The following is a 24,498-nucleotide window of genomic DNA, read 5'->3' as shown; positions in this document are numbered from 1 at the left end:
GGCCTTCTTTTTTAGGTTTTAGAAAGAAAAAGCTTTTTGATTGTTCGAGCAGTCCAAAGAATGGCTGTTTGATCATGAATAGGAAAACAAGGGATTTTTGTCTGCTCATTAAGAGGTTCTCTCAGCGTTTCTTCCCAATACATGATTACCTTAATATTGTCCACCCTTGCTAGCAGCGAAAGGTCTTTATGATCCCTTACCAGCAATAATTTCGGATAATTTTCAAACTTATACCCTTCAATCAATTGCACATCAGGTTGAAAATATTCCATGAGTCTAATTTGATCTTCTAAACTGCTATGGATATTTTCTGCATGCAGAATCAGTCTTCCATCCCCCTCAACGACAGAGGCGGATGCTCCTGCTGAAAGATGTCTCGTAGAATCCTTTTGCTCTATTACTTCTGGTTTGCCACCGTGACCGTGATGCTTGATTGTAACAGTTGTTAAGCCCAGGTCTTTTAACGCCTGAATAAGCTTTATCATTACAGTTGTCTTGCCGCTATTTTGATAACCAACTACCTGAAAAACTACTGGCTTTACCAAGGCCACTCACTGCCGGTTTGGTCCTCAAGTAATAGCACTGCTACCTCGCTGCCGGCAGTAAATCCCCTCGTACCTCCCGGAAGAATCGTCAAGGAATTAGCACCTGAAAGGCTCATAATGATATTGGACTTATCCAGTCCGCTTGGGGCAACTTTTAACCTGCCATCCTCGATAAATACAGAGCTGCGAACAAATCTCGTGAATGGATTTGCCTTAAGAAAGTCGACCTCAAGAACCGCTTTTTCTCTTCGTAAGTGTGGTTTTTCCGAAAACAGCATCCTGCGAATAATCGGTCTGGCAAATAATTCAAAACCGACATAGCATGCGGAAGGATTTCCTGAAAGTCCGAATAAGATTTTTCCATTATTATTAGCGACGGTAGTCACACTTCCAGGGCGCATCGCCACTTTATTAAAAAACACTTCTGCACCTAGTTTTTCATAAATCGCAGGAAGGTAATCAAAGTCACCTACGGAAACACCACCAGTGGTAATTAAAACATCTACCTCATTTAAGGCGTTTTTGACTGCTTCAAAGCATGTATTGAATTCATCTGGCAGCTTACCTAAGTAATGAACAATACCCCCGGCCCTCTCGATTTGGGCAGCAATCATATGAGAATTACTATTGCGGATTTTTCCCGGAACTAACTCTTCCTCCACTTCCAAAAGCTCTGTACCGGTCGCAAACAATCCAACAAGCGGTTTTTTAGCTACAGGTACACGTTTATAGCCGAACGTGGCGAGCATCGCTTGAATGCCGGGATTAATCAAGGTTCCTTTGTTCACTAAGATTTCTCCTTGTTTGGCATCTTCACCAGTAAAGGAAACATTATCACCCTTTTTAAAGCTGCGCTTAATCGACATAAATGGCTTTCCATCTTTTTGATAGTCTTGTGCAACTTCAAACATGACAACTGCATCTGTACCTTCAGGCATCATCGCACCAGTCATAATTCGCACTGCTTGATTTTGACCAACCACTTTAGTTGAAACTGCTCCAGCACCAATATGATCAACCACTTCAAATTCAACAGGATTGGACTGAGAGGCAACACTTGTGTCAACTGATCTAACCGCAAAACCATCATATGGTGCCCTGTCAAAGTGCGGTACATCGCTGGTTGCAATTATATCTTCGGAAAGAAAGCGGCCAAAGCTTTCATTTATCGAGACAAGTTCGGTTGCACCAGGTAATTGGTGTTCCATAATCCTTTGGACTGCTTCCCCAACTTGTATCGGTTTTCTTCTTTCTAACAAACTAATCAGCTCCTGCCTAAAACGGGTAACTTCCCCATATATGTACTAAATTTAAATGACTAATCTTCATTATAAACCTACATATAATTTGCTGACATATCAAATGTCACAAAAATAAATCAATCTTTCACAAAAAGTTTAAAAATCATAGTGAATGTGTGATGCAGGTCACCTAATTAAGATTCATTTTCAATTATGCTTAAGTCAGAAATAAACTACCTTTTAAAAATTCAAGGAGGATTTAACATGACTTTCCCTATTACTTCGAATTCATTAGTAAAAGATATTGTAAACGAGTTACCGAAAACAAGTGATGTATTCAAAAAGAACCGCATCGACTTTTGCTGCGGCGGCAATATCCCATTATCAGAAGCGGTTGCTCAAAACGGCCTTAATATGGACACTTTGATTGCTGAATTAAATGTCGTTTTTGAAAAATACGAAAACGCAGAGAAAGATGTAGAAGTTTGGACTGATTCCGACTCCAATACAATTATCGATCATGTGATTACAAATTACCATCGGGTATCTGAAGAAGAATTAGCTGCGCTAAGCCCATACGTAACGAAGGTTTCACGGGTACATGGCGACAATCATCGAGAGCTAATTAAAGTATATGAACTCTTCTATGAATTCAAAAAGGAATTAATCGAGCATATGGCAAAAGAAGAAGCAATAGTCTTCCCATTAATTAAACAACTTGCGGACGGAACAGTTGATAACCGTACAGAAGCAATCGCGATGATTGTTGAACTTGAGAAAGAGCATGATCATGCTGGTGAAATTTTACGCCAAATCCGTGCTGTAACATTTGATTATGAACTTCCTCTTGACGCTTGTGGAACCTATCGATTAGTCTATGCCAGATTAGAAGCACTAGAAGGATTAACCTTCATGCATGTGCATCTTGAAAACAATATTTTATTCCCAAGATACCTTTCTTAATAATTAACAGCCCGCTAATCTTTTTAGCGGGCTGTTATATTATCCACCAATATAGGACATTTCAATTTTTTTACGGTTTTTATTTGTCTCAGCTGTTCTTTCGTCGGAATATCGGTCATCACGGCCATTCCAAATGGCTGTAATGCGCGCAACAATTTCTTCGTCAGTGGCGCCGTTTCTCATGAAATTACGAATATCGTGACCATTTCCATTAAATAAACAAGTAAAAATTTGTCCATTTGCGGAAAGCCGGGAACGGGTACAGCTTGTGCAGAACGATTCTGAGACGGAAGTAATAAACCCTACATTCACGTCTGCATCCTTATAGCGGTAAAGCTTTGCCACCTCACCATAATAAGCCGGATCAACTGGCTCCAATTCAAATTGTTCTTTTAATAAATGATAAATCTGCTTTTTCGTAACAACATCATCCATTTTCCAGCCGTTTGTCGAGCCGACATCCATGAATTCAATATAACGAAGCTCAAGGCCATGATTTTTACAGTATTCTGCCATCGGAATAATTTCTGAATCATTTAGACCTTTTTTTACCACCATATTGATTTTGACCCCAAGGCCTGCCTGTTTCGCCGCATCAATACCTTCAAGTACTGGTCCAGTACCAACCCCACGCCCGTTAATTTCCCCAAATAACTCATCATTTAAGGTATCGAGGCTTACATTTACCCTTTTTAGACCTGCCGCTTTTAAATCCTTTGCCAATTTTGGGAGCAGCACACCATTCGTTGTTAAGCCGATGTCACTTAAACCTTCAATCGCAGACAGCTTCTTAACAAGAATGGGCATATCTTTTCGTAATAGAGGTTCGCCCCCGGTTAAGCGGATTTTTTCCACACCTAAGCTGACAAAGATTTTGGCCAGCCGTTCAATTTCTTCATATGTCAGTAACGCACTTCTTGGCAGGAATTCAAAATCAGGTCCAAATTGATCTGCCGGCATGCAATACTGACAACGAAAATTACAGCGGTCAATCACCGAAATTCTCAAGTCACGTAATGGTCTATTTAATTTATCTTTAATAATGGTTTTTTCCATTTATATCAACTCCATTATTTTAAGAAGCTATTTTATATTAGTGTACCAGTGTATTAGAAAAATGGCTGTTACTTTTTTCACTATCATTATACTCTTTAATCTTATGTTTATCTTAACAGATGTACCCAAATGAATAAATGCTTGTTTTTGGATACATCTTTATTTACCCTAGTTCGATTCAACTTACACTCCAAATCATATAATCACAATTACATTTAAAAATTCCGTATAAGTTTTCACTATATTGTCATTGTTTACCTCTCATCATTGACCATTATTACGCTAAACTAATACTAACGAATCCTTTAAATTAATCAAAAAATAGATTAGCTAAAAAAAGAAGTTAGAGGTGAATTAAATGACGATGATGACAATGAAACCAACCCATTCAATTGAAATAAAAGAATTGCATAAATTTGCTGATCGGAGATTTAGAAGTGAAAGAGGAAGCTTCCTGTTTCAGGAGGGAATGCTGGCGGAAGAGCTTTACATTATCGTTTCCGGCAAAATTCAAATCAGCAAAATTACATCAGATGGTCGTGAACTTTCCTTAAGAATTTGTGGAGAAAACGATATTTGCGGCGAATTAACTCTTTTTACAGACAACCCAAGATATTTATTAAGTGCCAAGGTTCTTGAAGAAGGAGAAATTGTCGCGATTAAAAAAGAAGTGATTGAAAGTGAAATTTTTCAAAATAGTAAGCTAGCGTTTGAATTTATGAAATGGATGAGCGACCATTTTCGAAAAACACAGACGAAATTTCGCGATCTAGTCTTAAATGGAAAACGCGGCGCCTTATTCTCAACACTTATTCGGATGTCTAATAGTTATGGAATCCCAAAAAACAACGAAATTTTAATAGACTTACCGTTAACCAATCAAGAACTCGCAAACTTCTGCGGAACCTCTCGGGAAAGTACAAACCGCATTCTTAGTGATTTAAAGCGTGATAAAATTATTTCTGTAAAAAAAGGAAAAATATCGATATTAGATTTACAATACTTAAAGGACGAAATTGGCTGTGAAAATTGTTCAGCGGTTTACTGTAATATAGAATAAAATTAGTATTGTTTACGAGGCTGTCTCAATAATCTTGAGGCAGCCTCCCGTTTTTATTGCGCTTGTTTCTCTCTTAATGACTTTGGAATATAGACACAGAATGGTTCGCTTTCAAGGTAGTCGCCGGTCATCGCATATGCACGCGATCTTGAACCGCCGCATACATAACGGAATTCACAAACGCCGCATTTCCCTTTATAAAGATCTTGATTTCTTAACGATTGAAAGATTGGTGACTCACGGTAAATTTCAACTAAAGGAGTTTCACGGACATTGCCTGCCTTTACAGGTAATAATCCGCTTGGGTACACATCCCCAATATGCGAAATAAATACAAATCCGTTTCCGTCATTAACGCCCTTCGGCGCTCGTCCAAGTCCGTCGATTGATCCCGTTAGCCCTTTTTCCGTTAAGGCACTTAAATAATCAATTTCATCTGCGGTTTCCTTCGCTTCGCGCATTTTTTGCTGAATTACAACACGGCGATAATGCATTGCTTCTGTTGTTTTAATATCAAAGGATACCCGCTTGCTTAAATCATAAAGCCATCTGAAAACTTTTTCATGTTCAACTGGAGAAATCATATCAGAGACCTGGCCTCTTCCTGTTGGAACTAGGAAAAAGACACTCCACAAGACACAATTCAAATCTTCAACCATTTTTGCCATTTCTTCTAGATATTCAATATTGTATCTGGAAATAACAGTATTAATCTGAATCGGCAATCCTACTTCATGCAAATATTTAATTTTTTCCATGGTGAGATCGAATGAACCAGCCGTACCACGGAAATGGTCGTGAATCTCTGCTGTTGGACCGTCAATACTAAATGCCCAACGGGAAAGCCCCACTTCCTTCGCCTTTTCAATTGCTTCTTTGGTAACATTCGGTGTCGCACTTGGTGTCATCGATACTCGGACGCCTTTTTCAACTGCATATTTAGCAATTTCAAAAACATCTTCCCGCATAAGCGGATCTCCGCCCGTAAATACAAGCATTGGGTTGTTCATGTCATATATTTGATCAATTAAATGTTTCCCTTCTTCAAACGACAGCTCACGAGGATCCCTTTTATACTGGGCATCAGCGCGGCAATGCAAGCACTTTAACTGACATGCGCGTGTAAGCTCCCAAATGACGATAAATGGATCTTTATTAAAATCTCGACTAAAAGCCATATGAAACGCCTCCCGAAAACAGCTATTTCAAACTCAAACAGCCTTAATACCTTGTATTATAAAGGTGTTTATAGTTGAAAAATGTGAACTATCTCACATCCTTTAGTGTGAATATGTCCGTTTTGTGAAGTCCCAAAAAAAACAGCAGAGTAACTCTGCTGTTTTTAAGAAATCCACTGCTTTTAACGGATACCTAATGCTATTTTCGCATAACGGGACATCATCTCTTTGTTCCATGGCGGATTCCAAACAATATTTACTTCTGTGTCTTTGACCTCAGGGATATCAGCCAAAGCTCTTTTCACTTGATCTACAATCGTCCCAGCGAGCGGGCAGCCCATTGAGGTTAATGTCATCGTAACCGTTACTTGACCTTGATCATCCATTTCAACGTCATAGACTAAACCTAAATTAACAATATCTACGCCAAGTTCTGGATCGATAACTAACTCCATAGCACCCATAATATTTTCTTTTAATTCTTCATTCATTTCCATTCACTCCTAATTTTTGATATTATCTAGAATAAATTAACCTGATATAAAATTAATATAGCTTTTTTCTAAAGCTTTTGATGTGAATTTTTTTACAGGTTAGATATTAAATTGTTAACATAGTAAATACAGAGAAAAAATTTCCCATAATGTTAGTGTATCATGGAGACAAACTTTTTCCTAAAGCGACGCATTGATAGAGAAAAATTAATAGTAAGAAGGGGACCTCATATGACAGAGAGACATTTAATCGCATTAGACCTTGACGGGACGTTATTAAAAGACGATAAAACAATTTCCTCCAAAACAAAGGAAATAATAAAAAAAGCAAGAGAAGATGGACACATCGTTATGATTGCCACGGGAAGGCCTTATCGTTCCAGCGAAATGTATTATCGCGAGCTGGATTTGGACACACCGATTGTCAATTTTAACGGGGCATTTATGCACCATCCGCGAAACCCTAATTGGGGCTATTTTCACGAGCCTCTTGATGTAAAGGTAGCAAAAGATATCGTTGAAGCCTGCAGAAGCTTTCAGTTTCATAATATTATTGCCGAAGTGATTGATGATGTCTATTTCCATTATCACGATGAAAAGCTTTTAGATATTTTTAGCTATGGCAACCCCAAAATTACAACAGGGGATTTAGCTAATTTCTTGCAGGATGCTCCAACAAGCATGCTGATCCATACCGAGGAAGATCAGTTAAAAACGATTCGTGATCATTTATCTGCGGTGCATGCCGAAGTAATTGACCATCGCAGCTGGGCAGCTCCATGGCATGTAATTGAAATTATTAAGGTCGGTTTAAACAAGGCAGTAGGTCTGAAAAAAGCTTCTGAATATTTTGGCATTCCAGCTGAAAGAATTGTCGCATTTGGTGATGAAGATAATGATCTGGAAATGCTTGAATATGCCGGCCGCGGAATTGCAATGGGAAATGCGATTGATCAGGTGAAAAGTATTGCCAATGAAGTCACGTTAACGAATGAAGAAGACGGCGTTGGACAATATTTGGCGGAATTGTTAAATATAAAATTATAAAGCGAAAGCAGCACGTTTCTCTAAATGAACCCTGCCCTTTTGGAACATACTATTATGTGAGGCAGCGCTGCTGTTTCAATACGAGCTTCTTAGCATATTGGAGGGATTCGAATGGGTAAATCAAACAAATCAAAACGCTTTGTCCAGCAAGGAAAGGATACAGTTGCCAAGCATGCCGAACGTATTCCTTATCACATGACCTACGCTGAAGCAGAAGCTCAAAAAATGGCCAATGTGCATGAATCCTCGCTGGGAGGAATTTAACATGGGAAACCAATTGTTCCAGGAAGCACGGAGATTTGTTGAGATGGCGAAATCCGCTAACCCAGCTGACCTTGATTCTGCTGTTGCTAAAGCAAAGAATGCACTTCATTCTGCCTATGCCAATTCGACTGTAGCAGAGCAAGCCCAGCTCCAACAAATGCAGCAAGAGCTTGAACAGATTACCTAGAAAAAGCGGAGGTGTCCATAGGGGCACTTCCGCTTTTCCTTTTTTCTTGTAAAGCACCAGTCGATACGAGTTGTATTTGAAGCTTGGCTTTTCTTAATCTCTACGAAAAAAGCCATAAACCCCTGTTGTCTGGATGATATTTGTAAAGGCATTGGGGTCCACTTCTTGAATAATTCTTTCTAAATCATAGAGCTCGTAGCGGGTAATCACGATCATCAGCATGTCTCTTGTTTCATTTGAGAATGCCCCTTTTGCTGGAATCATCGTGATTCCTCTAACAAGTGAAGCATGAATCGCTTTTTTTAATTCATCCGTCTTTTTGGTAATAATCATCGCAGTAAGTTTGGCATGCCTTGTATGGATAGCATCAATCACCCTTGTGGAGGTGTATAAAGCGACAAGCGTATAAAGAGCTTTCTCTGGACCATAGAGAAGGCCTGCTGTCATAATAATGATGCCATTTAATACAAACATATACGGTCCAATTGGTTTGTCCTTCATCCTTGATAACACCATGGCAATAATATCAACACCACCAGTAGAAGCCCCCCATTTCAAGGTAATCCCGACTCCTATGGCTAAAATAACACCGCCAAATACGGCATTTAATAAAATATCATGCGATAATTGTTTAATTGGAATCATCGTCAGAAATAAGGAGGAAAGGACGACACTTAAAAAACTATAAATGGTAAAAGATTTTCCTACCTTTATCCAGCCTAAAATGGCGACTGGAATATTTAACAAAAGTAATAAAAAACCCATCGAAATATGGATTGGTGTATAATCACTTAACACCTTAGAAAGTAATTGGGCGATTCCAGTAAAGCCGCTTGAATAAACATTTGCTGGAATCAGAAATAAATTCATCGCAATCGCGTTTAATAATGCACCGAATATCACAATGACCGTCTTTTTCGTTTGGAGCCAAAGCAATGGTATGTCCCCCTTTATAATTGATAATCTGCAATTTGATAATTGTATTTTTATGGTGAAACCGATACACTGAAACTATATATGATGTGAAAGCAGGTGAGCTTCATGGAGGTAAAAATCCTCGCTGATAGCGCATGCGATTTACCAAAAAGTTTTTATGAAGAAAATAATGTCACTTTAATCCCCTTGAAGGTCCATATTAATGATGAAGAATTTGAAGATGTAAAAACGATTGATCCCAAAACCGTCTATGATGCAATCCGAAATGGAATTGTTCCGAAGACATCTCAAGCATCTCCGCTTGCGTTTGAGGAAATCTTTACCGAAATGGCAGAAAAAAATGAAGACGGTATATACATAGCATTCTCTTCCGCATTATCTGGTACTTATTCAACCGCTGTTATGATTCTTGACCAAGTGAAGGAAAAATATCCAAACTTTAATTTAACGATTATTGATACGAAATGTGCATCACTTGGTTCTGGTCTTGTCGTCATGGAAGCAGCAAGGCTAGCCTCAAATAACGTGGCTAAAGAAGAAATTTTAAAAGATGTGCGATTTAGAAGCGGGCATATGGAGCATCTATTTACGGTAGAGGATTTAGATTATTTGGCAAAGGGCGGCCGTGTCTCGAAAGCGTCAGCCTTTTTGGGCGGATTATTGAACATCAAGCCGATATTAAACGTGGAAGACGGCAAACTTGTTCCAATCGAAAAAATCCGCGGGAAGAAGAAGGTGTTTCGCCGGATTATCGAAATCATGTCAGAGCGCGGAAATGGTATGAAGGAACAAGTAATTGGCATTAGCCATGCCGATAATGAAGCAGGGGCTTTAGAAATGAAAGCACTGATTGAGGAAGCATTTCATCCGAAAGAAGTCTATATTTCTTCGATTGGCTCCGCTGTAGGCTCCCATACAGGCGCAGGAACCATCTCGATATTCTTTTTAAATCAAATGCCTAACCAATAAAAAATGAGTGAGGAACGCCCTCACTCATTTTTTATTTATGGTCTGTCTGTTTAGAGTATTGATTTTTTCCCGCCTGACGATTTTTCTCGCGCATCATATTCTTTTCGTGTCTTAGGGCATTATTATCTTTTGCTTTTTTGTCATTATCAGAAGTATGCGGCATAACCTTACCCCTTTCAGATTGCTTACGCTTATTAGTGTAAGCAATCTAAAAAAGAGTATGTATTCAACTGCTTAATCTTTCTTAACATAGGTCCAGCTGCCTTCTTGATACACCTTGCCATCTTTCATCAATTTCCCTAGGGCACGTTTAAACGCCCCCTTGCTTAAGCCAAAACGCTCTTGAATTTCTTCCGGCATACTCTTATCGCTAAATGGCATGGCACCATTTCTACTCACTAAATATTCATATATTCTTTCTGCATCTTGATCTTGGGATTCCTCTTTCCTGGCAAGCAAGGAGACGTTAATCGAGCCGTCTTCCTTTATGTCGATAATTCGCCCTTCGACCTTTTGCCCTAAACGCGGCTCCTGCTGCCGCTGTGATTCATGAATGAACCCTTTGAATCCTTCAATTGTATAAATCCAGCTTCCTACTTTTGCTGTTCGGTAAATATGTCCCTGAACATTTTTGTTGAAATGTTCTCTTGTTGCTTTTACGGATATAGATTCTATTATCGGATCAGTGGCAAGCTTCGCATAAAGCAAATAATTGCGGCTCAGCTTTAATGTGATATAGACTAAATCTCCTGTCTGTGGCCAGACTGATTTATGTGTTGGCAAATCGTCTATCCCTAACAAAATATCCTTTGGAAGCCCAATATTTAAGAAAACGCCTATTTTCGGATTTGAATCTGTTACCTTAACCCAGGCATAGCGGCCAACGGCTATTTCCGGGATGGTAGTAGAAGCCGAAGTTCGTCCTTCCGAATCAACATAAAGAAATACCTCTACTTGATCTCCCTCTTCCAATTCTTGATTGGCTTGATTTATATGCAGCAAAACATCTTCATTTCCGTCCGTTAAAAAATAACCGAATGCCGCTTTACGGGCAACGGATAATGTTGTTGTTTGGCCAACAAGTTGATCTAAAGACATTTTAACTCCCCTTTCTGTTCATGGAGATTTCCCTGAATCTTGTTATAACCGCTATATTTTACTATAATGTAGCCATAAAGGGAAACTTTAGCAGGTAATGTTTCTGGCTATTGTTGATAAAATGGAGGTTTGGTTATGTCAAAAGACAGCTCATTTGATATTGTATCCAAAGTGGACTTTTCTGAGGTAACAAATGCAATTACACAAACAATGAAAGAAATTGGCACGCGCTACGACTTTAAAGGCAGCAAAAGTGAAGTGACACTTGATAAAGAGGAGCTTGTCCTCATTTCAGATGATGAATACAAAATGGACCAGCTGAAGGATGTTATGTTTAGCAAAATGATTAAACGAGGTATCCCGGTTAGAAATCTTGATTACGGAAAAATCGAAAAAGCATCTGCAGGCACTGTCCGCCAAAGAGCCAAGCTTGTCCAAGGTATCGATAAAGAAAATGCCAAAAAGATTAATACGATTATCAAAAACAGTGGTGTAAAGGTGAAAAGTCAAGTGCAGGACGATCAAGTGCGGGTTAGCGGTAAAAACAGAGATGACTTGCAAAAGATCATTTCCTTGGTTCGTGAGGCTGACTTAACAGTAGATGTGCAGTTTATAAATTATCGTTAAAAAAAGGCTGAAGGAGTTTTCCTTCACGCCTTTTTTCATATTTTTGCTCATTTATCAAACACTAACAATTGAATAAACATATGGAGGTTTTCGTAAAGTGAGCAATAATCAAAATAGTCAAAAGCCGACCTTTCCACCTCAGCATCAGAACGGGCAGCCTGGACTAGAAAGTGAAATGAACCCCCGGCCGACATCTGTTGATGCCAATTATCAGGCTGGTGGAAAATTAGCGGGCAAAACAGCCATTATCACAGGAGCCGACAGTGGTATTGGAAAATCTGTCGCTATTTATTTTGCCAAAGAAGGCGCAGATATCGTGATTGTCTACTTAGAAGAGCATCAGGACGCGGAAGAGACAAAGCAGCTTATTGAAGCGGAGGGGCGAAAATGTCTTCTCTATGCTGGTGATATTGGAAATGAGGAATTTTGTAAGGAGGTTGTTAATCATACAATTGCTGAATTTGGCAAGCTCGACATTCTTGTAAACAATGCTGCTGAGCAGCATCCACAGCCAAGCCTGCTGAATATTACTTCTGCCCAGCTCGAAAAAACATTCAGGACCAATATTTTTTCCTATTTTTATATGACAAAAATGGCCCTTCCCTTTTTAAAGGCAGGTGCATCCATAATAAACACCGCTTCAATCACAGCGTACGAAGGAAATGAACAATTATTGGATTACTCTGCATCAAAAGGAGCGATTGTCTCCTTTACCCGCTCGCTTTCAAAATCATTGGCATCGCAAGGAATCAGAGTCAATGGTGTTGCTCCGGGACCAATTTGGACGCCGCTGATTCCCTCAACATTTACCGCTGACAAAGTAGCAACATTTGGTTCAACCACTCCGATGGGAAGAGCCGGACAACCATACGAGCTCGCACCAAGCTATGTTTTCCTGGCCTCTGATGATTCCTCTTATGTCAGCGGCCAAATGATTCACGTCAACGGCGGGACAATCGTAAATGGATAAGAAAAATTTAACGGCGGGGATCATCCCGCCGTTGCGTTTTATTCTTTTATTTTATTTTTTCTTCTTTTGATGATAAAGAACAAGAAGATAAAGACAAGTATATAAACAAAAACCAACGACGCAATTAGTGTGATATTAATTCCGCTTTTTTCTGTTTGGACATATATTTCTGAATTATCACGATCGATTATCAGAATATATTGATTATCATGGCTGCGGACAATGTCCCCGGCAAGTAAGCCGCGGAGTTCTTTGCTGCCCGCTAGCTGCTCAGCTGTTAAGATTACCTTCTGCGATTTGCTCGTATTATTTATTGCAATAACCGTTGTTTCACCTTGAAAGACTCGTTTATAAACAACCATGCCTTGCTTGTCATAAAGGATTTCCATCGTCCCTCTTGTCAAAGATGGAAGTTGATTTCTTAAATCGCCAATCTTGGTTATATAATCAATCAGTTCTTTCTCCGTCCTGAAATTCATTTGTTGGCGATTATCGGGAATTTCTCCCCCACTTAGGGCGATATCAGTTCCGTAATAAACCATCGGAATTCCTGGGGTGGTATAAAGATAAGTCAACGCTGTTTTCCAGCGTGAGCCTGGGAATTGCCTCTTTTCAACAATATCATTTGTAAATCTTACAGAATATTCATCATCCATAAAATTTGGCCTTAAAAAGGATGGCTGACTGTCAACAGCATTTGGATAAAGGTTACTGAAGGATTGATCTGTTGTTGCCAGCGTTTTTCTTAATTCGGCATTATATGAGTAATCAAACAGGCTGTCTATTCCTGCTGTTTCGTATTTCTTCAAGTCAGAGGAAGTATTTTTTGACATTACACCCAGCAGGAAAAAGTCTGGCTTCTCTTTCTTCACTTCCTTTGAAAAATCAGCCCAAAAGCTAAGCGGTACATTGTTTACCTCTGGCAGACTATACCCATCCACATTCGTTTTCTTAATCCACCATTTCGCTGCATCAATTAAGTATTTCCTAACCTCGGGGTTGTCCTGATTAAGGTCCGGCAAACCATCGACCCAGCCATTTTCAAGCTCCTGTTGATTATTCAAATCGCCAATCTGCCGTTTTTCATGAAACCATTCCTGCTTGCTGGCTTCACTTACCCATGGATGACTGGCTGCTACGTTATTCGTGACAAAATCGAAAATTACCTTCATCTTTCGTTTATGCGCTTCTTTTACAAGCTCTTGAAAAGTCTTAATAGAACCAAAATGCTCGTCCGTCTTGTAAAAATCCTCTACCCAATAGCCATGGTAGCCATTCTTAGCATTAGCGAAGATAGGAGTCAAGCGAATCGCGGTAAATCCCATATCATGTATGTAATCTAATCTTTCAATAATTCCTTGAAAGTCACCGCCGTTAAAGCTAAGCGGATCTTTTGCGTTAACATCCAGATCATTTTTTATATCCCCATTGTTGAAACGGTCTATCATGATTGAATAAACCGATTCATCCTGCCACAGCCTGCCTTCTTTTTTTACAGCAGCATCTGCAGGAGTTGCTGAGAATAGTAATAACGCCGCCAAAAAGAGTGTCCACTTTTTCATATCTTTTCCTCCTCATAAAAAGGGAAGAGGATTACCCCTTCCCTACAACCATTTTAATTGAATCAGGATTTTATTCCAAATAAATTCACCTTGAATCGGCAATATATCCGCAATTTATTAAATTGTTCCCTTCTTAAGAAATTCTCACATTTTTATGCCCATTCTTTATAGGCATTTAACAGGACTTCTGTATCAGAATGACCTTTACAGGAATATCCTTTAGTAAGGGGAATTTTGCGGACATTTTCTGTTTGTTTTTATCATTGCCTATTACAGATAAGCGCAAATTGTTACCAGCTTTTTCTTACTTTTATTACATGCTCTATTGTATTCAGCCCATTTTTTTTGGTTAATTGTCCATAAATTGAAAATTCGAAATCACTTTGGGTAAGTGTTATCAAGATTAGGGAGTTTTATCCTTATTCTTTTAAAATAATCAGGTTATAAAATTTCAGGAAGATGTCTAAAAAGGATATGTAAGCATCTGGCACGGAGGTTAACAATGAATCGACAACAACGAATCTATCTATTCGATATTCAAAAGCGAGCCTATACCGAAGGAACTGTTGAACAAATAAACGATCAATGGATATTTTTTGATGAGGAGTCCGAAGAGGCTGCGATGCTAGAAGATTATCTGCAGCAGGAGATAGAAATCTTTCGGAAGAATCGCTGGAGAAAGGGAATATTGTTTGAATCAGGTAAAATCCGCATTGGGAATGAAGCCATCATGCTCCGCGACCATGATTTAGTGCGGATTAGGAAACATTTAATCTATTCACTCGAAAGATTGTTAGAGGGGATAAATGATGATGCCTTTTTCCATTTCATCACCACTTTAAACTCATTAAACTTCTCCATTTTCGATTGCATCTATTGTTATAACCATTTATCGTTTTTATCAGATGAACAGCGAAAAGATGGTGTGAACTTTATGGTGTTTGATAACCAGGAGCAAATTTGTAATGTTCAGCATCATTTTTGCTACTTTGAAAAGATTAATGACCGGTTTGAATTCACCCTAAATACCGGTAAGCGTTTAATAATTGAAAAGATGATTTCATAAGGAAGAGGCATGGAATAATCCATGCCCTCCTTTTATAGCGGCATAAGGTTAGTTCCCTATATATTTTGCAAAGAGCATTTTTGCTTTAACAATATCATTTGTTCCATGGATGAGGACGCGGGCATCCTTAAATACGACAATTGAAATATCCGCTTCCGGATAAAAACGCAATAAAAATTCATTTCCCGCCACTTTTCCGCTAACCTTCAGAAACTCTGCTAATTTTTTCAAATCAAGCTCCCCTTTATTCCTTGGATTGATTTGAACTGTATTACGGCCGCATAGGGTCGTAAATGCAACCTGAAGCTCAGAAGACCTGTCTAGAAAGTCAAATTGTCCTTGGACACATGTAGGACAATTTGGATTCCTTCCGTTAGAAATATCCATTTGCATCGCAGTAACATCCCAAATATCAATTTGTTCCAGGTTAGGAGTGGTATCCGCCTCGACCAATAATTTAATTGTTTCCATTGCTTGATAGGAGCCGATAATATCTGTTAATGGCGATAGGACGCCGACCGTATCACATGTTTCACCCGTTCCGGCCGGCACATGTGGAAACAGACAACGATAGCATGGGGTAATCCCTGGTTTTATCACGGCAAACATTCCTCTAGAACTTACCGCAGCGCCATGTACCCACGGGGTTCCGGATTTAACAGCGACATCGTTAATTAAGAACCGGGTCATAAAATTATCCGTGCCATCGACAATGACTTCAAATCCGCTTAATAATTCTTCTGCATTATCGAGGTTTAAATCAGCAATCACTGCCTCTACAGTTATCGAGGAATTAATTTTATTTAGTCTTTTTTGGGCAGCAATAACCTTAGGAAGATTTAATCTGGCATCTTCCTCATCAAAAAGCGTTTGCCGCTGCAGATTGGATAATTCCACCAAATCACGATCAATCAACCTAAGATGGCCAACACCGGAGCGGACAAGATGGTTTGCAATCACGGTGCCAAGTGCTCCTGCTCCAACAATAGCTACTCTGCTTGTCAGCAATTTTCGCTGTCCCTCTTCCCCGATCGCCCGAAAAAGAATTTGTCTTGAATAACGTTCTAAATTATCCATCGATTATTCCTCTTTTCAAAATCTTTGTTTACTCCCAATATCAAAAACAGCAATATACTATTATCTTATCAAATTATCATTCTTTACATATATTTTAATTTTAATAATATTCTAAAAAGTGTATAATAAATATTGGGTTTATAGATAATTTTTGGCGCAATCTCTTAGCTAGTTGATAAGAGATTAATTTAATTGAAAGCGAGGGAAAAACATTGAATCTAGGCGGGTTTAAAAATAAGGAAGTGCTAGTTGATTTAACGGAAGGAACGGTTGGATACAGGTCCATCAACGAAGAGGATGCAAAAAAGTATATTGGCGGCCGGGGACTTGGGGTCAAATATGTTTTAGATAACGGTCCTGAAGTCGAACCGTTATCGGCAGAAAATGCTCTATGTATCATGACTGGTCCTGTCACCGGTTCACGTTCGTCCATGAGCGGACGCCTTTGTGTGGTAACAAAATCGCCGCTAACCGGTACTGTTACCGATTCCCATATCGGCGGCTGGACAGCTGCGCGTTTGAAATGGGCCGGCGTCGATAATATTATTTTTACTGGAAAAAGCGATAAGCCTGTTTACCTTTATATTGAAGATGGTAAAGCAGAAATCCGTGATGCTTCTGACTATTGGGGAACAAGTACAAGAACATTTATCAAGGCAATGAAAGACCAATACGGTGAGTCTGACCTAAGTGTGATGACCATTGGTCAAGCTGGTGAAAATACCGTTCGTTTCGCCTCCTTTATTAATGAACATGACCGTGCAGCAGGCCGCGGCGGTACAGCTGCTGTTGCCGGCTATAAAAAATTAAAGGCAATTGTGATTAAGGCTGCGCAAAAAGGCAATATGCCAGTGCCAAAATTGGATGGTGACTATAAGGAAGCCAACAAAAAGGCGGTTAAAGCGATTCTTGACGGCGGCTTAACAGCACCAAATAAAGGCGGATTATCCGTTTATGGTACAAACGTGTTAACAAACTTAATTAATGAAGTCGGGGCACTGCCAACAAAAAACTCACAGCTTACTCACTGGGATGAGGCAGAAAAGCACAGCGGTGAATATGTTAACACCCATTTACGTGTGGCCAACAACACCTGCCATGCCTGCCCGGTTGGCTGTAAAATTGAAGTTGAAGTAAAAGATGGTAAATATAAGACACGCGTCGAAAGTATTGAGTTTGAGTCTGCCTGGTCGCTTGGTTCCAACTGTTTGTTAAGCGATGCGGAAGCGATTTCTTATATGATTGACCGCTGTAATGAATATGGTCTTGATACGATTGAGCTAGGGCACGCCTTCTCTGTAACGATGGAGGCCTATGAAAAAGGGATCATTTCCGAAGAGTTAGTCTGGGGTGACGCCGACTCCATGATTGAATTAACAAGAAAAATTGCTTACCGTGAAGGCTTTGGCGGTGTTCTTGCTGAAGGTCCAGCACGTGCCACAGCACTTTGGGGTGCTCCTGAATTATCCATGTCCGTTAAGGGTCAATCTATTCCAGCTTACGATCCTCGCGGAATCCAAGGTATTGGCCTTGGTTATGCAACAAGTAATCGCGGTGCCTGCCACCTGCGCGGTTATACAGTAGCCAGTGAAATTGCCGGCATACCTGAACCAACTGACCGCCTGCAGCCTGAAGGGAAAGGGGAATTATTAAAGGTATTCCAAGATATGCTTGCCTTCTCTGATTCTATGAATATTTGTAAGTTCTCCTCCTTCTCTGAAAACGCTGAGCATTATGCCGAGCAATATAGTGCGATGACTGGCGTCCAATTGACAGCGGATGACGTGATGAAGGCTGGAGAAAGAATTTATAATCTTGAGCGATACTATAATAACCTTGCTGGCTTTAATCAGCGTGACGATGACTTCCTGCCAAAACGGTTCACTGAAGAACCTGCTTCTGGAAACAGTGCCGGGGCTGTCAGCCGAATGGATATCATGCTAGAAGAATACTATCAAGTCCGCGGCTGGAAAGACGGACTGGTACCGGAAGAAAAACTTCGTGAACTAGGAATAATTGACCCTGAAAATCAATTAGCGTAATAAAAAGGCTCCTGCGTTATATTGTGCAGGAGCCTTTTAACCGCCTATTCTGGTTGTTTTGTACCGATATTGTTTGATGAGTTCTAACATTGCAACTTCATTCTCCGCTTCAAAACGGACTTGTACTGCATTAACTTTAAAACTTGTAGTAAATGCTATTTCCTTTTCAGATAAGATTTTTCCGCTCCAGCCATCCCCAGCAAAGACGTAAGGGAAGGTGTCCGACATTGGCACTGCACCGAGTTCTTCAAAATACATCCCGAGGTGCTCCCGGTTTATTCCGCGAAACTCTAAATCTCTTATTATCACATCAGCCGCCTGCAACCGGAGGGAAAAGCGCAAACTGGTCAGTTTCCTCGACCTTAGTCTGAAGGTTGTCAAGATGGATAATATTCCTCCCATTAACATACACATGGACAAACGGAAGTAGCTCTTTTTCTGCTGTAAATATTTCATTCTTTAATTCAGGGAACATCACAATCATTTTATCCAGCACATCGATAACTCGGTCCCCATCAGGCTGCACCTTTACCGTTACCCCGCCGCAAATTTGCCGGAGATTTGCAAACACCTTTACGAGCATATGGATCCTCTCCTCTCTACTACTACCAATTTTAAAACCAATGACCAATGTTGTCACCCTTGATTATCGTCTTCCGCAAAATAAAAAGGCTGACGAGGATTAAATTCTCAGCAGCCTTGGTTTAATATCATTATAGATATTAAATATCATAAATATGTAAAACATGAAAACCTAAATAAAGAACAAGTACCCATGCAACCACAAACTGGATCCAATAAACAGATGTCCTTCTGTTTTTTGCGACACGACTAAGAATCATTTCAAATAAAACGACTATCCACAGTCCTGCAGCTGCTTTTAATATATGTTCAGTGTCCAAACCGGTCTTAACAAGCATCCCAATTCCGGTTCCAATAATCAGCAAATATAGTACTCTTAAAATCATTTGGACAATTTTAAATCCTTTTGCCTTTCCGCCTTTATGCAAGAAAAGCGCTACAAAAAATAATATTAGAGCTAAAGCCCAAGCTGTTACATGACCGTGAATCATTTAAATTGCCTCCCTATGTAAACTTTTTCGACTATATCATACCATAGGCAATTTTAAAATACGAAGAAATGAACCCCGATATAGTGATAAACAGAGTATGTTTTTTTATAAGTCGTAGGCTTCCTTATCCCCAACCTTGTTTACCAAAGTACCGATTCCTTCAACTGAAATATCTATTTGGTCGCCAGGTTGCAAAAATTTAGGGGGGTTGAAACCTTTCCCTACACCAGCAGGAGTGCCCGTTGCTATAATATCACCTGGTTCAAGCGTCATACCTGCTGATAATACGGATATGACCTCCTCGACAGGAAAAATAAAATTCTTAGTATTAGAGTTTTGCCTTATCTCTCCGTTTACCTTTGTTTGAATATCCAAAAGATTGGGATTGTCTATCATGCTTTTATGGACAATCCACGGTCCCATTGGGCATGTCGTATCCAAGCTTTTTCCGATGAAAAATTGTTTGTGCCTTGATTGTAAATCACGCGCTGTTACATCATTAATAATGGTATACCCGAAAACATAATCAAGTGCCTCTTCTTTCTTTATCGCCCGGCCCTGTTTTCCAATGATTACTGCTAGTTCTCCTTCATAATCCAGCTGGCTCGTTACATTATGATGGGAAAGAATCGTTCCATTAGGACCAATAACTGTGGTAGGCGCTTTGGTAAACACCATAACATCCTCAGGGATATCTTCTGCGCTCCCCATTTCAATCGCATGCTCCGCATAATTTTTCCCTACACAAAAGATGTTCTTTTCCGGTCTTGGGATTGGCGCAAGCAAGGTCGCCGCTTCTAGCGGAATGAAAAATGAATCAGATTTCCCGTTACTTTCCACCCATTCTAAAAGACCATTGACTTGATTGATAAAACGCTCCTCCAAGGCGATACATTCCAGCAAGGAAGCTGGGAAGCATTTTTGTCCTGTCCTTGCTTCTTCAGCAGGATTAAGTAAAAGTATTTTTGATTCATTGGCATCGACTACACCTACAAACGGTTCATTATTATATTGGACTGTTACAAATCTCATTGTTACTCACCCCTGTTTTTATTGACTGCGACTTATCAAAAAAATAAACAGAACAATCTAATAAATATAGTAACATAAAAAGCCCTTTACACTTAATGCAAAGGGTCTATCTATTTTTAAAAAGGCTCAATAAATTGAAAAAGGAGAATATAAGGAAGAGTTTCATTAGCTCTACTCCTAATTTTCAATAAACACCGATGCCGAAATATGAATTCCAGAGGCTTCGAGACGCTCATAGAACTTCGGTCTTACACCGGTTGGAACAAGACTGCCCATTATTTTTCCATCTGAATTAAGCCCTTCTTCTTTAAAAGTAAAAATATCTTGTAACTGGATTATTTCCCCTTCCATACCCTGTACCTCGGTAATGCTGACAATTTTTCTTGTCCCGTCCTTTAGGCGCGACTGCTGAATAATCACATCAATTGCACCGGCAATTTGTTCCCGGATTGCCATTACCGGTAAATCCACTCTGGCTAATAGAACCATTGTTTCAAGCCGGGAAATCATATCCCTTGGACTGTTTGAATGACCTGTCGCTAAGGAACCATCATATCCAGTGTTCATTACCTCAAGCATATCGAGGGCCACTTCCCCGCGGACCTCCCCAATAATGACCCGGTCAGGTCGCATCCTTAGAGAGTTTCTAACAAGTTCGCGAATTGCGATTCCCCCTTTACCTTCAATATTTGGAGGGCGCGACTCTAATGAAACAACATGCTCCTGCCCCAGTTGGATTTCAGCTGCATCCTCAATTGTCACGATTCTTTCATCATCTGGAATAAAATTGGACAGGACATTGAGTGTGGTTGTTTTTCCGGAACCAGTACCACCACTTACAAACATATTTAACCTTGCCTTGACACAGGCATCAAGGAAACTCACGATTTCCTCTGTAACCGTTCCGAAATTGATTAAATCGTTAATCTGAAAAGAGTCCTTAGCAATTTTCCTGATGCTAATCGTTGGACCATTTAGGGCAAGCGGTGGAATAATCGCATTTACACGTGAGCCGTCCGGAAGTCTGACATCAACTATTGGTGAACTTTCGTCAATTCTCTTTCCTAGCGGTGAAACAATTTTTTCTATTACTTTCATGACATGCTCGTTGTCACGGAATGAAACTTCTGTTAGCACTAATTTTCCTTTCCGCTCACAATATACTTGGTCTGGGCCATTAACCATGACTTCAGAAACATCCTCATCTAACAAAAGTGGATTAATTGGTCCAAAGCCAGTAAAATCATTAATTAGTTCATCGACCACTTTTTTCCGATCAATTTGTCTGCGGAACTCCATGTCGTGCATGGATGAGCGAGGTTGATTTTCAAGAGAAGAATCATGCCTTTTCGGTTCTCCAACGATTGGATTGTTTTTTTTTTGAATTCGCGCAAGTAAACTCATTCATTCAACCCCACCTTATCATTATTTCCAATGCAATAGAAATAACCCCGCCTTTACCGAAAGGGGGGTTAATAAACATAGAACATCCATGAACACATAGGCATACACCTATGCAGACAAAAGAATATCTAATATGAAACAACCTGATCTTTCGGTAACTGGCTGGCGTAGTGCCTTCGCACCTTAGCCCCTGTAGCTTTGCGTCACTGATTTTCATCAGCTTTGCCTTTATCGAGATTCAGTGTTTGTTTTTCCGACTGATCTCTTACTCACATAATAGTACGTTTTAACCGTATCGAATATCCTACTAATTTATCATTCCGTGTCTAAATCACTAGGCAATTAGACTTATTTTTAGTCTAATAACCTAATAAATTACGATGATAGTGTGAATATAACCATTTTTCATGAAAATAATGGCAATATTTTTTGGGGATTTCCAACTAAAATTAGGCGAACAAATCACATTACATTCGCCCATACATAGGATGTAAAGAGAAATAATCATAAAGGGTGTTGTTCATGCCAGCGATTGTTGGAGTTGCACAGGTCATTACACTTGGGAATAGTTCTATTTTTCATATTGGTGATGTCTATAAAATCATGCCATTTGCTACGGCTAAAACATTTTCTGGTGCCGGTTCTTTTAACACTGGCGACCAGGTTGATGTTAACAACCGATTAAGTTCAACGAATACAAATGATCCGGATGTCCTTGATCAAAATAATCTCCTTAATATGTAATGAACGGGTGGTTCTAAATGAATTTTTATATCCAACAGTCCATTCAAATATATCTTATAAAAATTGGCGGTATTACCAATTCCTCTGTCCTGCAAATCGGGAGCGCTGGAATCATAAAGCCTCAAGCACTTCTATATAATACGGGCGGCTTCACAAAACCTGCGCCAGCGGGAATAAAACCCGAAGGGCATATAGAAGGTCAAATACAAGGGCAAATATTAGCACCTTCAGTACCATTGCAAGCCCCTGTTAGATAATCGGAAAACCTTGTCCGCCTTTTGAACTTGTGGAAAATCAGCAAATCCAAATGTGTTGCTGCATATAGTTAGAACACAAGCATAAAAGGCGATTCGCAGACGAGGTGATTTACGTGTATCAGGATGTTTACCAATATCTTCAATGGTTGCAGATGAATATTCAAGCACAAGAAAAAAGAATTGCAACATTAGAACAGACTATTCAAAAATTAAAAGTGGATTTAAAACAAATTCGGGAAAAGCCCACTGTTCATGTTGATACAATTGAATATAAATTTGATCAATTGAAGGTTGAGACACTTGAAGGAACGTTAAATATTGGCTTAAATCCCAACGATTTATCGGGAATTGAGGACCTTGCCGTTCAAAACCAATCATTACAAGCGCCATTTTCTCCTAAAGAACAAATGCGTTTATCTATGGAAATTGAAGAAGCCATTCATGAATATTTACAAACAGACTTGCCGCAAATAATTAATGATACCCAAAGGAACCTAGCGATACCGCCAAATGAGTCCTATTTATCCTTCATTAAAGAAGATATTATCAAACAGCTTCCAAGCCGGATTGACTTTCATCTTAAAGCTAACGCTGGTAAGGTTCAGTCGGCTAATGGAGCATCGCCAATCGAGAAAATAGTCATAGAAGCACTAAAGCAGGAAATTCAAAGTGGTGTCAATGTCTTTTTAAATAACTTACCTGAGCATGTGAAAGGAATGAAGAAGGAATGAACTTTGAGGTTTACAACCGAGTCCTCCATGTCGAAAGCATAAGAATCATTGGGGTAGCAAGCTCCTCGTTATTTATGGTGGGCGATACAGAAACAATCCAACTGACATCTGCGTTTGACACACCGCCTGAATCATTAATTATTGGGCCGTTTGTTCCGTTAGAACGGGATGTGACCCCTGGTTATGCTGACCCGAACCTCTAACGTTGACCATCTCGAAGTAAAGCAGGTAGCTTTTAGCTCTATTATTCAGCTAGGGGATTCCTCCATCATTAATGGATTTTCCCGGGCGCTGGCTGTTCAAAGAGAAGCAGAAATATTTTTCGGAGATGAAGGAAACTTCCCTTCTTATCGAATCTTTAAAAAGCCTCTGCCATTGCCTCCTATAACCGAATCAATGTCTTTTTTTCGCCATGATCTTAATCCAATCATAAAAGTTAATAAATTGCATGTTACAGCAGTTTCTTCTTCGTCTATTTTACATGTGGGGAACAGCCGGTATATTTCATTGGAGGCAAGAATTAAGCATATCCGCCAGCTTCTGCTAGAAGGTCATGAACAGGACATATGATTACTGCATATGTTACTGTAAAGCAAAAACCTGGATAGTTCATATGGAAAAGGATGTTTTTTATGCCAGCGATTATTGGTCCAGTTCAAATCATTAATGTGGGCGGAGGAATTATTCAGTTTGGAGACACGCTTTATATTTCTCCGAAAAGCAGCACGAAAACCTTTGCCGGCTCTGGAGGATTTAATACCGGCGGCTTAATTATCACGAATAATGGGTTAAGTGGTACAAATACGCTTGATACGAATTTAATTGACCAGCCAATTGCAGGGAACAATTAAAAAATGACATAAACCTAACTGGTC

The 24,498-nt window shown here is 39.6% G+C and carries 31 protein-coding genes and 1 riboswitch; of the genes, 16 read left to right on the top strand and 15 right to left on the bottom strand.

Features of this window, described 5'->3' with window-relative positions; all coding sequences use genetic code 11:
• Positions 1-11: 11 nt before the first annotated feature.
• Positions 12-551 (bottom strand): molybdopterin-guanine dinucleotide biosynthesis protein B, encoded by a 540-nt coding sequence (mobB, locus tag AA980_RS01045; RefSeq protein ID WP_051427115.1) that lies wholly within the window; start codon positions 549-551, stop codon positions 12-14.
• Entirely contained in the window at positions 539-1,804 is a 1,266-nt protein-coding gene (locus AA980_RS01040; protein WP_024028462.1) for a molybdopterin molybdotransferase MoeA, read from the bottom strand. Before AA980_RS01040 ends, mobB begins: the two co-directional genes overlap by 13 nt.
• A gap of 246 nt (positions 1,805-2,050) precedes the next feature.
• On the opposite strand from AA980_RS01040, the gene ric reads away from it, so the two are divergent.
• Positions 2,051-2,749 (top strand): iron-sulfur cluster repair di-iron protein, encoded by a 699-nt coding sequence (ric, locus tag AA980_RS01035; protein WP_024028463.1) that lies wholly within the window; start codon positions 2,051-2,053, stop codon positions 2,747-2,749.
• A gap of 39 nt (positions 2,750-2,788) precedes the next feature.
• On the opposite strand, the gene moaA is transcribed toward ric, so the two are convergent.
• The gene (gene moaA / locus AA980_RS01030) at positions 2,789-3,805 is read right to left on the bottom strand and encodes a GTP 3',8-cyclase MoaA (RefSeq protein ID WP_024028464.1); all 1,017 of its coding nucleotides are present in this window, start codon (positions 3,803-3,805) and stop codon (positions 2,789-2,791) included.
• A 367-nt stretch (positions 3,806-4,172) separates the two neighbouring features.
• On the opposite strand from moaA, the gene AA980_RS01025 reads away from it, so the two are divergent.
• A complete protein-coding gene (locus AA980_RS01025) occupies positions 4,173-4,865 on the top strand; it encodes a Crp/Fnr family transcriptional regulator (protein ID WP_024028465.1) in 693 nt (230 codons plus the stop codon).
• Between the two features lie 53 nt (positions 4,866-4,918).
• Here AA980_RS01025 and AA980_RS01020 read toward each other — a convergent pair whose 3' ends face one another.
• Complete coding sequence (locus AA980_RS01020) at positions 4,919-6,043, bottom strand: TIGR04053 family radical SAM/SPASM domain-containing protein (RefSeq protein ID WP_024028466.1); 1,125 nt, start codon at positions 6,041-6,043, stop codon at positions 4,919-4,921.
• Positions 6,044-6,225: 182 nt separating this feature from the next.
• Positions 6,226-6,534 (bottom strand): metal-sulfur cluster assembly factor, encoded by a 309-nt coding sequence (locus tag AA980_RS01015; protein ID WP_024028467.1) that lies wholly within the window; start codon positions 6,532-6,534, stop codon positions 6,226-6,228.
• A 234-nt stretch (positions 6,535-6,768) separates the two neighbouring features.
• Here AA980_RS01015 and AA980_RS01010 point away from each other — a divergent pair, with 234 nt between their 5' ends.
• The 3 genes from AA980_RS01010 (at position 6,769) to AA980_RS01005 (ending at position 8,035) form a co-directional block, all read left to right on the top strand.
• On the top strand, positions 6,769-7,584 hold the full coding sequence (locus tag AA980_RS01010) for a Cof-type HAD-IIB family hydrolase (RefSeq protein WP_024028468.1): 816 nt from the start codon (positions 6,769-6,771) through the stop codon (positions 7,582-7,584).
• 111 nt (positions 7,585-7,695) lie between these two features.
• A complete protein-coding gene (locus AA980_RS27435; RefSeq protein ID WP_024028469.1) occupies positions 7,696-7,848 on the top strand; it encodes a hypothetical protein in 153 nt (50 codons plus the stop codon).
• A gap of 1 nt (position 7,849) precedes the next feature.
• Positions 7,850-8,035, top strand: coding sequence for a DUF3813 domain-containing protein (locus tag AA980_RS01005; protein WP_024028470.1), 186 nt, complete (start codon positions 7,850-7,852; stop codon positions 8,033-8,035).
• A 93-nt stretch (positions 8,036-8,128) separates the two neighbouring features.
• Here AA980_RS01005 and AA980_RS01000 read toward each other — a convergent pair whose 3' ends face one another.
• On the bottom strand, positions 8,129-8,971 hold the full coding sequence (locus AA980_RS01000) for a YitT family protein (protein ID WP_024028471.1): 843 nt from the start codon (positions 8,969-8,971) through the stop codon (positions 8,129-8,131).
• Positions 8,972-9,076: 105 nt separating this feature from the next.
• Between AA980_RS01000 and AA980_RS00995 the strand changes: the two genes are divergently transcribed.
• Positions 9,077-9,940, top strand: a complete 864-nt coding sequence (locus AA980_RS00995) for a DegV family protein (protein WP_024028472.1) — start codon at positions 9,077-9,079, stop codon at positions 9,938-9,940.
• Between the two features lie 31 nt (positions 9,941-9,971).
• On the opposite strand, the gene AA980_RS26005 is transcribed toward AA980_RS00995, so the two are convergent.
• Positions 9,972-10,103: a DUF3941 domain-containing protein gene (locus AA980_RS26005; RefSeq protein ID WP_024028473.1), complete on the bottom strand. Its 132-nt coding sequence runs from the start codon at positions 10,101-10,103 to the stop codon at positions 9,972-9,974.
• Positions 10,104-10,174: 71 nt separating this feature from the next.
• Positions 10,175-11,038 carry a CvfB family protein gene (locus AA980_RS00990; RefSeq protein WP_024028474.1) on the bottom strand — a complete coding sequence of 288 codons (864 nt, stop codon included), beginning with the start codon at positions 11,036-11,038 and terminating at the stop codon, positions 10,175-10,177.
• Positions 11,039-11,173: 135 nt separating this feature from the next.
• On the opposite strand from AA980_RS00990, the gene AA980_RS00985 reads away from it, so the two are divergent.
• Together AA980_RS00985 and AA980_RS00980 are read left to right on the top strand one after the other, a co-directional pair.
• Entirely contained in the window at positions 11,174-11,665 is a 492-nt protein-coding gene (locus tag AA980_RS00985; RefSeq protein ID WP_024028475.1) for a YajQ family cyclic di-GMP-binding protein, read from the top strand.
• A 97-nt stretch (positions 11,666-11,762) separates the two neighbouring features.
• Positions 11,763-12,635, top strand: a complete 873-nt coding sequence (locus tag AA980_RS00980) for an SDR family oxidoreductase (protein WP_024028476.1) — start codon at positions 11,763-11,765, stop codon at positions 12,633-12,635.
• Positions 12,636-12,673: 38 nt separating this feature from the next.
• Here the strand turns inward: AA980_RS00980 and AA980_RS00975 are convergent, their stop codons facing one another.
• Complete coding sequence (locus AA980_RS00975; RefSeq protein WP_024028477.1) at positions 12,674-14,197, bottom strand: alpha-amylase family glycosyl hydrolase; 1,524 nt, start codon at positions 14,195-14,197, stop codon at positions 12,674-12,676.
• Positions 14,198-14,699: 502 nt separating this feature from the next.
• Between AA980_RS00975 and AA980_RS00970 the strand changes: the two genes are divergently transcribed.
• On the top strand, positions 14,700-15,263 hold the full coding sequence (locus AA980_RS00970) for a DUF2777 domain-containing protein (RefSeq protein WP_024028478.1): 564 nt from the start codon (positions 14,700-14,702) through the stop codon (positions 15,261-15,263).
• A gap of 48 nt (positions 15,264-15,311) precedes the next feature.
• Here AA980_RS00970 and AA980_RS00965 read toward each other — a convergent pair whose 3' ends face one another.
• A complete protein-coding gene (locus tag AA980_RS00965; RefSeq protein ID WP_024028479.1) occupies positions 15,312-16,340 on the bottom strand; it encodes a ThiF family adenylyltransferase in 1,029 nt (342 codons plus the stop codon).
• A 212-nt stretch (positions 16,341-16,552) separates the two neighbouring features.
• Here AA980_RS00965 and AA980_RS00960 point away from each other — a divergent pair, with 212 nt between their 5' ends.
• Positions 16,553-18,382: an aldehyde ferredoxin oxidoreductase family protein gene (locus AA980_RS00960; protein WP_024028480.1), complete on the top strand. Its 1,830-nt coding sequence runs from the start codon at positions 16,553-16,555 to the stop codon at positions 18,380-18,382.
• Between the two features lie 36 nt (positions 18,383-18,418).
• Here AA980_RS00960 and AA980_RS00955 read toward each other — a convergent pair whose 3' ends face one another.
• The 5 genes from AA980_RS00955 to AA980_RS00935 all read right to left on the bottom strand — a co-directional run bounded on the left by AA980_RS00955 (position 18,419) and on the right by AA980_RS00935 (position 21,891).
• Entirely contained in the window at positions 18,419-18,640 is a 222-nt protein-coding gene (locus tag AA980_RS00955; RefSeq protein ID WP_024028481.1) for a hypothetical protein, read from the bottom strand.
• A 52-nt stretch (positions 18,641-18,692) separates the two neighbouring features.
• A complete protein-coding gene (locus tag AA980_RS00950) occupies positions 18,693-18,965 on the bottom strand; it encodes a ubiquitin-like small modifier protein 1 (RefSeq protein WP_024028482.1) in 273 nt (90 codons plus the stop codon).
• 139 nt (positions 18,966-19,104) lie between these two features.
• Complete coding sequence (locus tag AA980_RS00945; RefSeq protein ID WP_024028483.1) at positions 19,105-19,455, bottom strand: YisL family protein; 351 nt, start codon at positions 19,453-19,455, stop codon at positions 19,105-19,107.
• Positions 19,456-19,560: 105 nt separating this feature from the next.
• A complete protein-coding gene (locus AA980_RS00940; RefSeq protein ID WP_024028484.1) occupies positions 19,561-20,487 on the bottom strand; it encodes a fumarylacetoacetate hydrolase family protein in 927 nt (308 codons plus the stop codon).
• A gap of 177 nt (positions 20,488-20,664) precedes the next feature.
• Positions 20,665-21,891, bottom strand: a complete 1,227-nt coding sequence (locus AA980_RS00935) for a CpaF family protein (RefSeq protein ID WP_024028485.1) — start codon at positions 21,889-21,891, stop codon at positions 20,665-20,667.
• Positions 21,892-22,041: 150 nt separating this feature from the next.
• Positions 22,042-22,128, bottom strand: a riboswitch (cyclic di-GMP riboswitch).
• 285 nt (positions 22,129-22,413) lie between these two features.
• Here AA980_RS00935 and AA980_RS00930 point away from each other — a divergent pair.
• From AA980_RS00930 to AA980_RS00905, 6 genes are all read left to right on the top strand, one after another.
• Positions 22,414-22,635 carry a spore germination protein gene (locus tag AA980_RS00930; protein WP_024028486.1) on the top strand — a complete coding sequence of 74 codons (222 nt, stop codon included), beginning with the start codon at positions 22,414-22,416 and terminating at the stop codon, positions 22,633-22,635.
• Positions 22,636-22,652: 17 nt separating this feature from the next.
• Complete coding sequence (locus AA980_RS00925; RefSeq protein WP_024028487.1) at positions 22,653-22,892, top strand: spore germination protein GerPB; 240 nt, start codon at positions 22,653-22,655, stop codon at positions 22,890-22,892.
• A 113-nt stretch (positions 22,893-23,005) separates the two neighbouring features.
• Positions 23,006-23,623: a spore germination protein GerPC gene (gerPC, locus tag AA980_RS00920; RefSeq protein WP_024028488.1), complete on the top strand. Its 618-nt coding sequence runs from the start codon at positions 23,006-23,008 to the stop codon at positions 23,621-23,623.
• Positions 23,620-23,826 carry a germination protein gene (locus AA980_RS00915; RefSeq protein WP_024028489.1) on the top strand — a complete coding sequence of 69 codons (207 nt, stop codon included), beginning with the start codon at positions 23,620-23,622 and terminating at the stop codon, positions 23,824-23,826. The genes gerPC and AA980_RS00915 overlap by 4 nt, the downstream gene beginning before the upstream one ends.
• Complete coding sequence (locus tag AA980_RS00910) at positions 23,807-24,193, top strand: spore germination protein GerPE (RefSeq protein ID WP_024028490.1); 387 nt, start codon at positions 23,807-23,809, stop codon at positions 24,191-24,193. Before AA980_RS00915 ends, AA980_RS00910 begins: the two co-directional genes overlap by 20 nt.
• A gap of 62 nt (positions 24,194-24,255) precedes the next feature.
• Positions 24,256-24,474 (top strand): spore germination protein, encoded by a 219-nt coding sequence (locus tag AA980_RS00905; RefSeq protein WP_024028491.1) that lies wholly within the window; start codon positions 24,256-24,258, stop codon positions 24,472-24,474.
• Positions 24,475-24,498: the final 24 nt, after the last annotated feature.

This window comes from Neobacillus vireti (assembly GCF_001026695.1).
Classification (GTDB): Bacteria; Bacillota; Bacilli; order Bacillales; family Cytobacillaceae; genus Neobacillus; species Neobacillus vireti.
This window is presented reverse-complemented; position numbering and strand designations above follow the sequence as displayed.